This window comes from Litoreibacter sp. GN1-5 (assembly GCF_055693805.1).
Genome location: NZ_JBVFUP010000001.1, coordinates 2,528,906 through 2,541,791 on the forward strand (window position 1 = coordinate 2,528,906; position 12,886 = coordinate 2,541,791).

Annotated in this window: 13 protein-coding genes; 4 read left to right on the plus strand and 9 right to left on the minus strand. The window is 53.1% G+C overall.

Features of this window, described 5'->3' with window-relative positions:
- Window positions 1-4 precede the first annotated feature (4 nt).
- Window positions 5-1,219 carry a class I SAM-dependent RNA methyltransferase gene (locus ACZ1HF_RS12565; protein WP_472657832.1) on the minus strand — a complete coding sequence of 405 codons (1,215 nt, stop codon included), beginning with the start codon at window positions 1,217-1,219 and terminating at the stop codon, window positions 5-7.
- Between the two features lie 236 nt (window positions 1,220-1,455).
- Here ACZ1HF_RS12565 and ACZ1HF_RS12570 point away from each other — a divergent pair, with 236 nt between their 5' ends.
- Window positions 1,456-1,650 (plus strand): hypothetical protein, encoded by a 195-nt coding sequence (locus tag ACZ1HF_RS12570; RefSeq protein ID WP_472657833.1) that lies wholly within the window; start codon window positions 1,456-1,458, stop codon window positions 1,648-1,650.
- 124 nt (window positions 1,651-1,774) lie between these two features.
- Here ACZ1HF_RS12570 and ACZ1HF_RS12575 read toward each other — a convergent pair whose 3' ends face one another.
- The 5 genes from ACZ1HF_RS12575 to hslO form a co-directional block, all read right to left on the minus strand.
- Window positions 1,775-3,643 carry an ABC transporter ATP-binding protein gene (locus ACZ1HF_RS12575; RefSeq protein ID WP_472657834.1) on the minus strand — a complete coding sequence of 623 codons (1,869 nt, stop codon included), beginning with the start codon at window positions 3,641-3,643 and terminating at the stop codon, window positions 1,775-1,777.
- 186 nt (window positions 3,644-3,829) lie between these two features.
- Complete coding sequence (locus ACZ1HF_RS12580; protein WP_472657835.1) at window positions 3,830-4,414, minus strand: LysE family translocator; 585 nt, start codon at window positions 4,412-4,414, stop codon at window positions 3,830-3,832.
- Window positions 4,411-5,553 (minus strand): CCA tRNA nucleotidyltransferase, encoded by a 1,143-nt coding sequence (locus ACZ1HF_RS12585; RefSeq protein WP_472657836.1) that lies wholly within the window; start codon window positions 5,551-5,553, stop codon window positions 4,411-4,413. Before ACZ1HF_RS12585 ends, ACZ1HF_RS12580 begins: the two co-directional genes overlap by 4 nt.
- Entirely contained in the window at window positions 5,553-6,194 is a 642-nt protein-coding gene (locus ACZ1HF_RS12590) for a CoA pyrophosphatase (RefSeq protein WP_472657837.1), read from the minus strand. The genes ACZ1HF_RS12585 and ACZ1HF_RS12590 overlap by 1 nt, the downstream gene beginning before the upstream one ends.
- A complete protein-coding gene (hslO, locus tag ACZ1HF_RS12595; RefSeq protein WP_472657838.1) occupies window positions 6,139-7,134 on the minus strand; it encodes an Hsp33 family molecular chaperone HslO in 996 nt (331 codons plus the stop codon). Before hslO ends, ACZ1HF_RS12590 begins: the two co-directional genes overlap by 56 nt.
- 100 nt (window positions 7,135-7,234) lie before the next feature.
- Here hslO and ACZ1HF_RS12600 point away from each other — a divergent pair, with 100 nt between their 5' ends.
- A complete protein-coding gene (locus tag ACZ1HF_RS12600; protein WP_472657839.1) occupies window positions 7,235-7,681 on the plus strand; it encodes an NUDIX hydrolase in 447 nt (148 codons plus the stop codon).
- Here the strand turns inward: ACZ1HF_RS12600 and ACZ1HF_RS12605 are convergent.
- The gene (locus tag ACZ1HF_RS12605) at window positions 7,673-8,914 is read right to left on the minus strand and encodes a PP2C family protein-serine/threonine phosphatase (RefSeq protein ID WP_472657840.1); all 1,242 of its coding nucleotides are present in this window, start codon (window positions 8,912-8,914) and stop codon (window positions 7,673-7,675) included. The genes ACZ1HF_RS12600 and ACZ1HF_RS12605 overlap by 9 nt on opposite strands.
- 180 nt (window positions 8,915-9,094) lie before the next feature.
- Between ACZ1HF_RS12605 and ACZ1HF_RS12610 the strand changes: the two genes are divergently transcribed.
- On the plus strand, window positions 9,095-9,412 hold the full coding sequence (locus ACZ1HF_RS12610; RefSeq protein ID WP_472657841.1) for an Hpt domain-containing protein: 318 nt from the start codon (window positions 9,095-9,097) through the stop codon (window positions 9,410-9,412).
- Window positions 9,413-9,432: 20 nt separating this feature from the next.
- On the opposite strand, the gene ilvA is transcribed toward ACZ1HF_RS12610, so the two are convergent.
- The gene (ilvA, locus tag ACZ1HF_RS12615) at window positions 9,433-10,680 is read right to left on the minus strand and encodes a threonine ammonia-lyase IlvA (RefSeq protein WP_472657842.1); all 1,248 of its coding nucleotides are present in this window, start codon (window positions 10,678-10,680) and stop codon (window positions 9,433-9,435) included.
- A complete protein-coding gene (locus tag ACZ1HF_RS12620; protein WP_472657843.1) occupies window positions 10,677-11,456 on the minus strand; it encodes a hypothetical protein in 780 nt (259 codons plus the stop codon). The genes ilvA and ACZ1HF_RS12620 overlap by 4 nt, the downstream gene beginning before the upstream one ends.
- Before the next feature lie 147 nt (window positions 11,457-11,603).
- On the opposite strand from ACZ1HF_RS12620, the gene ACZ1HF_RS12625 reads away from it, so the two are divergent.
- A complete protein-coding gene (locus tag ACZ1HF_RS12625) occupies window positions 11,604-12,827 on the plus strand; it encodes an argininosuccinate synthase (RefSeq protein ID WP_472657844.1) in 1,224 nt (407 codons plus the stop codon).
- Window positions 12,828-12,886 lie beyond the last annotated feature (59 nt).

Sequence of the window (12,886 nt, forward strand, 5' to 3'; positions counted from 1 at the left end):
ACATTCAAGTTCGGCTGATATGGGGTTTTGTGAACTGCGCGGCAAGCTCAACATGGGTTGACCAACGGAATTGATCGACGGGTTGCACCCAGTCAAGGGTGTAACCTGCTTTGAGAAGGATTTCCGCGTCGCGCGCAAAGCTGACCGGATTGCACGATACAGCGGCAATTCTGGGAACCGCGGCTCGCGCCAGCTCTTCTGTTTGTGCCAAGGCACCTGCACGCGGCGGATCGATGACAACAGCATCCACATGGCGCAGCTCATCGGGCAGAAGGGGTCTGCGGAACAGATCGCGCGCGATCGCGGTAACTTTTCTGATCCCTTGTGTCTTGCGCCATGCCTGATCCAATGCCGCGACAAGATCGGCGTGCCCCTCAAATGCAAGAACTTCAGCCGTTTGCGCCAATGGGAGTGTGAACGTCCCGCATCCCGCGAACAAATCGATGACATGCTCTGCTGACCCTATGGCTTTCTGAACAGCAGACACGAGCGCATATTGGCCATGCTGTGTTGCTTGCAAAAATGCGCCGGGTGGCGGCGTAACATGCGCCGGACCGAACGTCTGAACAGGGGCATGTCGGGTCACGACCACATCGCCTTCGTTGGACAAGCGCGCGATGTTGTACTGCTTGGCGAGCGCGGCAAGTGTTACCAGATCCTGTGGCCCAACCGGTTTTGCGCCACGTATATCAATGTCGGTGCCAGCTTTAGAGAGCGTAACAGCAAAGGAAACCTCGTGCTTGCGTGAGCCAACCGCTTGCGTCAAAGCGGCAAGCGCGGGGCGCGCAGCCATAAGATCGGGCTGCAAAAGCTGGCAATCAGGGATGTCGGTCAAAACGTCCGAGGCTTTTGCATGGAACCCGATCAGGGCACCCTTCTTCGTGCGCCGCCCATGCAATGTTGCGCGCCTGCGGCTTGCAGGTGGTGAGGTCAGAATTGGGAAGATCGATGTTTCGATCCCGCGTGCGGCAAGACCTTGTCGGATAATGTCTGTTTTCCAAGCGGCGACAAAGTCATCGCTGGCATGTTGCATTGCACAGCCACCGCAGGTTTTGAAATGACGACACGGCGCCGCAACACGATCTGAGGATGGGGTCACAATGCGCAAGTCAGGGTTCAGCTCAATCACTTCACCCGGCAATACGCGCTCAAACGGGCCTTGGTCACTGCCAAAGCCCTCACCCTTATGGTTTATCCTTGTGATCTGAACCGTCTGCATTGGCTTGGGATAGCGTATCGAACCTATCCAAGAAAGCCGCTTTATTGGAAAAAGGCCGGAACTGAATCGAAGCAAGATCCGTCTGATCACGTAATTGGTTTGTTCGTTCAAATATGTAAAGTTGTAGTGCGCCACTTCGATAAACCGCAGTATTGGGGATACGAGAGTTGGAATTTATATTCTTATTGCTTATTTCTGCCGGTAGCATTGCGTTTGGCGGCGTGGGTTTTCTTATCATGCGCAAAAATCGCGTTGCAGAGTTGCGCCTCAGACGTGAAAGCCTGCGCTATGATAGCGACGCGCGCCTATACAGATGGGTCGAAGCAAGTGGGGATGAGCGCAGTTCGGACAAGCATCCTGATCGCCCTGGTGGTGTCTGGTATGACGCCGCAGTGAGCGCAGATAGTAGAGTCGGTCCCGGCGGCCCCTGATATTATTATGTAGCTTCCGGTGCGCGGATTAGCTTTACGTCAGATTCGCCGGACCGATGTTCAAAAGCTGACGCTCTTGGACAACGAAGGGAAATGACAGAGCGGATTTGCCAAACGCTTACGTTTATTCGGCGGCTTCATTGATCCCGATAAACCCGCCGGATTGGCGTCGCCAGTAGCGTGCATAAAGCCCGTCTTTGCTCAGCAAGGCATCATGCGTGCCGTCTTCTACAATGCGGCCCTGATCCAGAACGATGATCCTGTCCATCCGCGCAATGGTAGACAGACGGTGGGCGATGGCGATAACGGTTTTACCTTGCATTGCCTTTTCCAGCGCGGATTGGATCGAGGCCTCGACCTCGCTATCCAACGCACTTGTCGCTTCGTCCAGTATCAGAATCGGCGCGTCTTTAAGCATAGCGCGGGCCAATGCGATGCGTTGTCTTTGTCCACCGCTAAGCTTTACACCCCGCTCGCCCAGATGTGCCTCATATCCTTTACGACCCTTATGATCTTGAAGCCCAAGGGTAAATTCATGCGCTTCGGCTTTGCTGGCGGCCTCGAAGATTTCGCCTGTTGAGGCATCAGGGCGACCGTAAAGGATATTGTCGCGCGCAGAGCGGTTGAACATCGCAGTCTCTTGCGTAACCATACCAATGCTCTGGCGGAGACTTTCCTGTGTCACCTTCGCGATGTCTTGACCATCTATCAGAATGTCGCCCTGCTCCCGATCATAAAGGCGCAAGAGCAGCGCCACGAGCGTTGATTTGCCTGCACCGGACGCCCCGACAAGCCCCAGTTTTTCGCCCGGTTTGATTGTCAGGGAAATGTCGCGAATACCGCCAATCTCGCGCCCGTAGGTGAAACTGACATGGTCGAAAACAATTTCACCCTTCTGGACTTGCAGCATTTTGGCGTTCGGGCTGTCCAGTAACCCATGCGGCGGGGTCAGTGTGCGCATCCCGTCCTCGACTTCGCCGACATTGGCATACATCGCCATCAGCGTGAAACTGACCCAACCCGTCATCTGCGCGATACGGATAGAGACCGCCCCGGCAGCGGCAATATCACCAGCTGTTGCGCTGCCCGATTGCCAAAGCATCACAGTGCCGCCGATCAGGATCACTGGCAGCACGCCTGCGGTGAACATAAGTGCAAAACGGAACCCGGTAGACAAACGCCCGAACTCCAAGGCGCGGTCGCGTAGAGTGGCCATGGCATCGATGGCGGCCGCGTCCTCGTGACGGGCATGGCCGAAAAGTTTCACTGTTTTGATATTGGTGATCGTATCCACCACTTGCCCCGTGACCATCGTGCGTGCACCTGCACGCGCTGCTGATCGTTTGCGGATGCGTGGCATGAACCAATGGATCATCAGCAAATAGCCGACCAGCCAGACGGTCAGAAGAACGCCCATGGTCCAGTTTATTGTCACAAGCAGCAGGATTGATCCGATAAGCGAGGCAAGCGCAAAGAATACAACATTGATGGTTTCATTAACCACTTCCGTTAGTGCACGCGCAGTCTGCATCTGCTTTTGCGCAATGCGTCCTGCGAAGTCATTGTCGAAGTAATCCACTGCATGGCCAAGGGTCCAGCGGTGCAGACGGCTCTGGATCAGCGGATAGACATTGGGTGGCACAACGATGCCGTTAAATGCAGCACTCGTCCCAAAACTCAAAGGTCGCAGAATCAAGAAGAACCCAACGAAGACTGCAACAAGAACCCAATTATCAGCAAAAAAGGTCGCAGGATCGCCAGTGGCTGCATCAATCACAGCCCCCAGAAGCAAGGCAGTCACAGCTTCCATCGTGCCCGCCAATGCCGAGAAAAACGCAGCCACCCAAAGCACAGGCCAGGATCCTGCAATACACCACTTGCAAAAGGCCCATAGCGTGCGCGGCGGATCTGTGTCAGCAGGCTGAAACCCATCGATGAGGTTGCCAAGCTTGACCAGCAGCGGCTCAAGCGCTTTCAAGCTTCTTTCTATCATTCTGCTGCCTCCTTGCTCAGGAACATATCCATGATCGCTGCAATCATGTCCGCGGTTGCTGTGCTGGTAGATCGTAGGGTCGTTAATGACACGACCGCGCACTCCCAATAGAGGGCGCCCCGATTTCCCAGAAGCCGAAACATTGAAAATGTGCCTTGTGTATGAGTGGCACATATAATCAGGTCTTTATAAAAAGACCATGACAGCTGACGCCGCAAGACATGCAGCCATACCTATCATAAAAATTTGCCAGGCCTTTTGGGAATTCAGAAGGTATGTCAAAAGCGATCCAGCATAGGTCCAGAACAAGCAAACAAAGAGGTTCAGGCCCGAGAAAGCTGTCGCCAACCTTACCGCTTCCTGCGTTGGCGGAAGACCGCTTGCATAGGCGGTTGAGGCGACCAGAGCTACGGCCCAGACCTTTGGATTGACCCATTGGAACAGGACAGCCTCAACGAATGTAAACGGTTTGTCTTGCGCTTTTGCAGTAGGGCTGCGGCTGACTGTGAACAGCTTCCAGGCCATCCACAGAATCCAGCATGCTGCCAGGGTTTTCAGGATGAGTGCCAATTCTGGTTGTGCAAGCAACAAGGCCCCGATGCCGAGCCCTGTTAACCCGGACGTGATCCCGACCCCAAACGCAACGCCCAGAATATGTGGCACAGTTGCCCTTAGCCCGAAACGCGCCCCTGATGCTGTCAGCAGGATAACATTCGGACCCGGAGAAAAGAGGCCCGCAAAAACAAAGGCGTACAGCGGATCGAATGTCACGAAAGCAGATCTTCCCGTGTCAAAGCAAAGCCCGAGCGGATCCAGCGTTCTTCCAACTCTGACAGTTTTGCGCCAAGGGCTGGACCAGTAAATTCTGGCATTAAATCTTTGGCTTTGATGGGGAAGCTGGCTTCTGAGCCGTGTTTAATCTCTTTGTCCAAGTCTTCAGGCAAAGGTTGCTCAAACAGTGCCGCCCGAACCAGTGCGATGTTTCGGGCATGTGCAGCCCCATAATGATAGGCCAATTCTGCTAATGGTCTGAGGTTCCCCAGATCGCCACGTGCTGTCGCCAGATCGCGTGCATCGCTTTTTGAGAGACGCCAGTTGTCGCGCAACTCACCACCACCCAATGCCAGCGCACGTCTGATCCAATCGGGCGTGAGGCCCTTTTCCAGATGCACAAGCGGTGCCAAAGCCTTTGGGTCCGCGCCGGGCATGACGCGCTGTAAAATACCTGCTTGTGCCATTGCAGCGACAGATGGGGCCGGATCAGGGGCAGATAAAAGCTTGATCATTTCCGCCCCGATCCGTTCGCGCGACAGACCTGCAAGCCCATCGGCACCGTCGGCACAGGCGGCCAGACCTTCTGGATCAATTCCAGTTTGTGGATCGCCATACCACGCATGAAACCGGAAGAAGCGCAGGATACGAAGATAATCCTCTGCGATGCGTTGGGCTGGATCATCAATGAAGCGAACCTGCCTTGCCCGCAAATCCCGGAGCCCATCGACCGGGTCTGTGATCACTCCATTCGCATCAGCATAAAGTGCGTTCATCGTGAAGTCGCGTCGCCTTGCGTCGTCGCGCAGATCCTTGGAGAACATCACCTCCGCGCGCCTACCGTCCGTTGCGACATCCTTGCGAAAGGTCGTCACTTCATGGGCGATCCCACCCGCCATGACAGTGATGGTGCCATGGTCTAACCCTGTGGGAATCACCTTCAGACCTGCGGTCGTGGCCAGGTCAGTTACCTGATCAGGTGTGGCATCCGTACTCAGATCAATATCTGATACGGGGACACCAAGAAGTGCGTTACGCACGCAGCCACCAACGAAAAAGACCTTATAGTCTGCATCAGACAACAAGCGCATGAGCGCCTGTGTGCCCGGCATATTCCTCCATGAACCGTCGGCGCGCATTATTTCAGCCTGTCGGCAAGGCCGCGCAACATCCGTGCCGTCGCCCCCCAGATATAATAGGGGCCATATGGCACGGTATAATAGCGGCGTATCTGTCCCCGCCAGCGGCGCCCTTCGATAGCAAAGTTTTCCGGTTTTAGGACATGAGAAAGGGGTACGGTGAATATTTCTGCCACCTCTCCAGCTTCTGGGCGGTGATCGAAAGGTTGCGTGATATGGGCAACGAAAGGCGTGACCTGAAAACCGGTCACGGTTTCATGGCATGGCAAAGCCCCGAGTATAGCTGCCGCGCTGTCCGGCAGGCCCACTTCTTCCCGAGCTTCGCGTATGGCTGCTGCTTCCAATGTTGCGTCTGAGGCATCCAGTTTCCCGCCCGGAAAGGCGATCTGACCCGGATGATGTTTCAGCGCCGAAGAGCGCTTGGTCAACAGCACCTCTAACCCGTAATACCCTTCGATCAGTGGGATCAGGACTGCTGCGTCACGCAACTTGCGATTGGCGGGCAGCACAGTATCAGGGTTCAGATCAAAGTCAGATGAGGCCGATCCACTATACCGCAGGGCCGCTTTGATCTGGGCGATATCTTCACTTTCCTGCACTGGGCTCTGCCTCAAAACCAAGCGTCTTGGGGTCCAAAACATAATGCGCCCCGCAGAATTGGCAGTCAGCGGTCAATGTTCCATCGTCTTTGGTCATATGCGCAATATCGCGGGCAGAATATATCGACATGCTTTGGCGAACCTTATCTTCAGAGCAGGTGCATCCAAACTTCATGGGCTGTGCATCATAAGCAATGGGCATTTCTTCGTGGAAGAGGCGCACCAGTAAATCTGTCGGTGCAAGACTTGGCCCAATCAGCTCCATCTCTTCGACCGTATCTAACAGCGCATTGGCACGGGTCCAGTTCTCGGACGCAGCCCCATCCAGAATATCATCTGCGGATAGAAGCCCTTGCTCCCCAGAACTGCCATCTTTTGCGACAAAAGGGGAAGCCTTTGGCATATGTTGCAACATGATACCGCCAGCACGCCAACCTTCGTCCTGCCCCGGTTCCTGACTGCGGCCATAGGTCAATGCAAAGCGGGTAGGCAATTGCTCGGATTGAGCGAAGTAGGTCTCGGCACAAGCAGACAGGCTGCCACCGGACAAAGGCGTGATCCCCTGATAGGGGGTCATCCCATCACCTTGATCAATCAAAATGGCAAAGAAACCTTTCCCGATTTGCGGGAAATGCGGTGCGGTTTGGTCAAGCTTCTCGGCATCATAGCTGGCATAGGCACGTATGCGTGCGCGCTCGCCGTCTTCTGTCGGCCCGTAGTAATCCGTTGCAATCAACCGCAAAGGGCCATCCCCACGGATTTGCAAAGACAGTTTCCAGCGCAATTCGACCATCTGTCCGATAAGAGCTGTCAGTAAAGCAGCTTCAGCAACAGCGGCTTCAACAGCAGGGGGATAGTCATGCTGCGACAAAACCTGATCCAGAACGCCATCCAGTCGTGCAAACCGTCCACGAATGTCGCAACGGTCCAGCTGAAAGGGCAGAACAGTATCGTCCCAAGCGATTTTTTGTCCAAGTGTCATGGGGTTTCCTTAAGCCATCGAGATTGGCATACCGCGTCTATATAGGCACGGCAACGGGGTCTCCAAGACCTGCGATGCATCAACAGTTTGGAGAGGCAGCATGATCAGACGGTTTGGAGAGCCTGTAAGGCATGGGCAAAGCTATCGTTTACGCCCCGGTGCCTATGCGATTCTTTGGGCCGGGTCCGATATGCTCGTGACATTCCAATCAGAGCCAAAACCGGAGGTTCAACTACCCGGTGGTGGCATTGATCCAGGCGAAAGCCCTGTTCAGGCTTTGCATCGTGAAGTATTTGAGGAAACCGGCTGGGCCATTGCAGCACCGCGTCGTCTAGGGGCATTCCGGCGGTTTGTGTATATGCCAGAATACGACATCTGGGCCGAGAAGCTGTGCCATATCTACCTTGCCCGGCCAGTTTTGCGGCGAAGCGACCCGGTAGAGCCTGCGCATACAGCGCTCTGGATGCCGGTCCCCGAGGTTTACGACGCATTAGCCAATGATGGTGACAGACATTTTGTGGAACGATTTTTCAGGGCGTCAGGCTGAACCGGCGAAGTCAAACACAAGGGCTGAGACATCATCCTCAAAATCTGATGTGCCGCTGAATATCTGCAGTTCATCCATCAATTTTTCAAGCCACGCCCGTCCGTTAAGCGCGCTATGGTTTTGCAAAATATCTATCAACCCCGTTTCGTCCAGCAAGGCACCATCCTGGGTTGCGCATTCGGTTACACCGTCGGAATAGAGGATCAATCTATCCCCCGGTTTCAGCCATGCCTCAAAGCTTTCGTAGTTTATGCCTGGAATCAGACCAACAGGCAGGCCACCCGAGCCCAGTAGTTCTACCTGACCCGTATCACGCTGGATCATCGGATGAGGATGACCAGCTTGCACACAACATAGCTGCCCGGTTTGCAGATTGATAATCGTGAGCGCCATCGTGAAATAATGCTCTGTATCCAGTTCACGCAGCAACAGGTCATTAAGATGGCCAACGGTCTCACAGGGGTCGCGGGCTTTATAACTGCCATCCTCACGCTGGCAAAGCGCGACATTCTGCTTTGGGGTTAAACCGCTCAGATAACCTGCCAAACGCGCAGCCATCAGTGCTGACGTCACACCATGGCCAGACACATCAAGCGAGAACAAGCCCACTTCGGCGTCGTTAATTCTAAATTGCCCAACCAGATCGCCCCCGACATGCCCGCTGGGCTGCAAAAGCAAAGCGGCACTGCTGGTGCCAAAATGGATATCCGTTTCACGCACCAGTGACTGTTGCAACTTGCGTGCTTCGGCCAGATCACGGTTCAAACCATCATAAAGGGTTTGGATTTCGTCCAGTGTCTCATGGACGATACGATTTTTTTCGACCAGTTCGGACTGCATGTGCAAGATCCGTTCGCCCGCCCGCATACGCGCCCGTAACTCACCAAAATTGACCGGTTTCTTAAGAAAATCATCTGCACCAGAATCGAGACCTTGAGCGACCTCCTGCGTTTCGGCTTTGCTGGTTAGAAGGATAAAATAGCCATAATCGCTGCGTTCCATATTCCGGAAGCTTTTGCAGAATGTCGGACCGTCTATGCCGGGCATCATCCAGTCACTGATTATCATACTGACATCATGGGTCTCACACAGCTCAAGACCTTCATGCCCGCACCCGGCTTCGATCACCTCATAACCCCATTTGCGCAAAGAAGCTGTTAGCATCTTGCGTTGCATACGGCTATCGTCCACGACCAGTACAAGCCGGGATGTATCCGATGGGCTTATTTGCATATTTACATGTGCAGTCACAGCTATAGGTCTGATGATTACATTACCTTGATAGATTTCTTTGCGCGAAAGAACTTAAAGAGAGATTATTGTTCAAATGCTGTTCATTTCAATTTTAGCAATAACTGGCTGTTAACAGCCTTTATGTCTTTCTACCCATGCTAGAGTTGCAAGGGGTGCAATATGATAGACTGGACGCGTGTAAAGGAATTAAAGGACGATCTTGGCATAGATGACTTTGACGAAGTGATCGCGCTGTTTCTTGAAGAAGTGGAAGATAAGTTAGCGGCTTTGGCGACATGTGATGCGGCCATGTTCACCCATGATCTGCATTTTTTGAAAGGCAGTGCGGCCAATCTGGGCTTTGCGTCTTTCAGAAAGCTATGTGAACAGGCTGAGAAAGAGCAGAATACAGACGCAATCAGCGCTATCATGACATGCTATAAGGCGTCGAAAGAAGCGTTTTTAGCCGCGTCCGACGACATAAGACATGTTGCTTGAAGCGTGGCGTACACCTGAAATCAGATCAAGAACTCCGCCAGAACTTCATCATTCGTGATGTCACGGGGATCAAATCCCGCAGCGGTCATTTCGGCCTGTAGCTTTTCAAATGCACTGGCATGCTTGGTTTCGATACCAATAAGAACAGACCCGAAATTGCGGGCGAACTTTTTCAGGTACTCAAACCGGGTAATATCGTCATCTGGCCCCAAGAGCGCGAGAAAATCCCGCAATGCACCAGGACGCTGTGGCATGCGCAGGATGAAGTATTTCTTCACACCTGCGTAGCGCAAGGCGCGCTCCTTCACTTCGGGCAAGCGCTCAAAATCGAAATTTCCACCAGACGTCACACAGACAACCTTTTTGCCCCGAATATCGTCTTGCAGATTCTGCAACGCATCAATCACAAGTGCGCCCGCAGGTTCCAGCACCATGCCTTCAATATTCAGAAGATCAACTATCGTGCCGCATATACGGTTCTCAGGGGCGGTCAGAACATTGGCTGGGTCGATATCACAGAGCTGCTCGAAAGTATGATCGCCGATCCGGGCCACCGAGGCACCGTCAACGAAGCTATCCACATGAGGTAAGGTTACAGGACCACCGTGGGCAAGTGCCGCAGTCAGGCTGGCACCACCTGCTGGCTCGATCAGGCGGAACTCTGTCTCTGGCGCAGCTTCTTTGAAATACCGCCGCATCCCAGCAGACAAACCACCGCCACCAACAGGAAGGATAACCAGATCAGGCGATAAATCCATTCCTGCAAGTATTTCGACTGCGACCGAGGCCTGCCCTTCGATCACGTCCGGATCATCGAAAGGTGCCAGAAAATGCGCCCCGATCTCGACGCAATGAGTCTGCGCTACGGCCAGCGTTTGGTCAAAATAGTCACCGGTTAGCCTGATCTTCACATTCTCCCCGCCAAAAGCTCGGGTCTTGTGAATTTTTTGCTGCGGCGTGGTGATTGGCATAAACACCTCGCCCATCACATGGAAATGCCGACAGGCATAGGCAAATCCCTGTGCGTGGTTTCCCGCGCTGGCACAAACAAAGCGGTTTTGATCCGGTGCTGCAATCCTGCGTTTGAACATTGCATTAAACGCACCGCGTATCTTGTAGGATCGCACAGGCGATAAATCTTCACGCTTCAGAAAAAGCTCACAATCATACCGATCCGAGAGATAATCATTACGCTGCAATGGCGTTTGATCAAAAAGCGACCGCATCTGTTGCGTGGCAGAGCGGGCAGCTTCTGCAAAATCGGTCATGCCGCTACGGCATCGGGTTTAAGTTCATCGGCCAAATGAAGGTGCAGCGCATTAAGAAGGCTGACAACAAGCAATGTCACGATCCACCCGGACAGAGAGCTGAGCAGTACAGAAACAAGCGGATTTATCCTGAGCGTGAGTCCCGGAAGAAGAAGCGCGATACTAAGTATTAAGGTTAGCATCAGTGGAATTAAAATTACACTCCGAATGGCTTTCGTCGCTTTAAACGATTTCAGAATATTGATCGATTTGTCTATCGCATTGGCTGGCAGGCTGAGAGAGAGCCGCAAAACCACATAAAACGCGATCAATAGACCCGAAATATTGATAATACTGATCACAAAAATTGGTACAGCATCAGATTGTATGATCGAAAGTGTTGCAAAACGAACCGGTACGTAGATCAGCGCAAATATCATGATAAGCAACAATATCTGCGTCATGTAATTGGACAGGGTTATCATCGAAACCATGGGTATCCATCCGCGGCCTTCATCTCCGCTCAATATGTATCGATGCCAGCGTACCGCAATCCAGCTGAGCGTGACATAATTCATCACGATCGATAGCATTGTGAAGGTCCAGAACAGAGGTGGTAATTGCGACGTGTCTGACTGTGCGGTTGTTTCAAACTCCCAGCCAAGCAGAACGTCGGCCATATACCACAGCGCGCCCGCAGAAAGTATCCAGATCACTGAGGTCAGACGGATTGCCTGAAAAAAATTACCAAGCAGTAATTTCAAACTGTTCAAGAAAATGCCGAAACCTGTGCGCATATGCTATGCCTTGCCTTAAAGTGTGTCTTTAACTTCCCTTGATTAAGAGGCAAAGGTCCTTCGGGTCAATCATAGACCCCCGCTGGTCTTGCACAGCGGCGGAAGAGACGCTATCGCGCAACAACTGATAAATGTCGGAGCGTTCTTATGTCTGCCCCCAAGAAAGTTGTGCTTGCCTATTCGGGCGGGCTTGATACCTCGATCATCCTGAAATGGTTGCAGGCGGAATATAACTGCGAAGTTGTGACTTTCACTGCCGATCTCGGCCAAGGTGAAGAGCTTGAGCCAGCACGCAAGAAGGCCGAGCTTTTGGGGATCAGCCCGGAAAGTATTTTCATCGAAGATGTGCGGGAAGAATTCGTGCGCGATTTCGTGTTTCCGATGTTCAGGGCCAATGCGTTGTATGAAGGGTTATATCTGCTGGGAACTTCGATTGCGCGCCCATTGATTTCGAAACGTCTGATCGAGATTGCGGCAGAGACCGGCGCAGATGCCGTAGCGCACGGGGCAACGGGCAAGGGCAACGATCAGGTCCGGTTTGAACTGTCGGCTTATGCGTTGAACCCAGACATCAAGGTGATCGCGCCATGGCGCGAATGGGATTTGACGTCGCGGACAAAGTTGCTGGAATTTGCAGAAGCGCACCAAATACCGATTGCCACAGACAAACGTGGCGAAGCACCGTTCAGTGTCGATGCGAACCTGTTGCATACGTCTTCCGAGGGCAAGGTTTTAGAAGACCCGGCGGATGACGCGCCTGATTATGTCTATCAGCGAACGGTTAATCCGGAAGACGCACCCGATACGCCCGAGTTTATCGAGGTCGGATTTGAGCATGGTGATTCAGTATCAATCAACGGCAAGGCCATGTCGCCTGCAGCACTTCTAACCGAGCTGAACGCGCTTGGCGGCAAGCATGGTATTGGCAGGCTTGATCTGGTTGAAGGCCGGTTCGTCGGTATGAAATCTCGTGGCATTTATGAAACCCCTGGCGGTACGATACTGCTGGAGGCCCACCGCGGTATTGAACAGATCACTCTGGATCGTGGAGCTGCGCATCTTAAAGACCAGCTTATGCCGCAATATGCAGAGCTGATCTATAACGGATTCTGGTACAGCCCTGAGCGCGAGATGTTGCAGGCTGCGATAGATAAGTCGCAAGAGCATGTGACAGGCACAGTGCGCCTGAAGCTCTACAAAGGGCTGGCACGTACTGTCGGGCGCTGGTCTGACCACTCGCTCTATTCTGAAGAACATGTGACGTTTGAGGATGATGCCGGAGCCTATGATCAAAAGGATGCGGCAGGCTTCATCAAACTGAATGCACTCCGCTTGCGGCTATTGGCCATGCGAGACCGTCGTTTGCGCTAGGCCTTACTGTGACAATGTTAAATTATTAATAGCAGATAAGTGTCTTTATAGTTCACTTT